Origin of the sequence: Paucilactobacillus vaccinostercus DSM 20634 (assembly GCF_001436295.1) — a bacterium.
Taxonomy (GTDB): Bacteria; Bacillota; Bacilli; order Lactobacillales; family Lactobacillaceae; genus Paucilactobacillus; species Paucilactobacillus vaccinostercus.
Map to the genome: position 1 here is coordinate 7,776 of NZ_AYYY01000057.1, position 426 is coordinate 8,201.

The 426-nt window shown below is 34.5% G+C and carries 1 pseudogene; it reads left to right on the plus strand.

What is annotated here, in order from left to right:
* Position 1: 1 nt before the first annotated feature.
* Positions 2 to 426: pseudogene (locus FC26_RS08890) on the plus strand (RNA-guided endonuclease InsQ/TnpB family protein); the annotation flags it as partial.

Here is a 426-nt window from a genome sequence, read left to right on the forward strand (position 1 = left end):
AATGAATAAAGAGTTATTTTTACTTCACCAAGTGAAAATACCAATTGAACTGGTACAAAAACAAATTCAAATACTAGAACAACGATTAAAGACGCCAGCTACTGGCATATCAAATGTTCATGGTTGGCTTAATGATAATGATTTAGATAGCTTAATGAAAGCTAATGCTATCAAAAATTATCGTGCTGCTTGGAATTTATTTCGGAAAGTTCATCGTGCTGGAACACCAGTATTTCATAAAAAAAGAATTGAACAAAGCTACCAAACTTCCTGCATGTATGCTAGTAAATTAGCTATGCCTAACATGCAAAATGGTAGTGTTCGGATCATTAATTCTCGACAGGTTCAATTACCGAAATTAGGTCGCTTACGTTTCAAGGGGATACCCCCAAAAATATTCAATCGTATGGACAGTATTCGTATTGG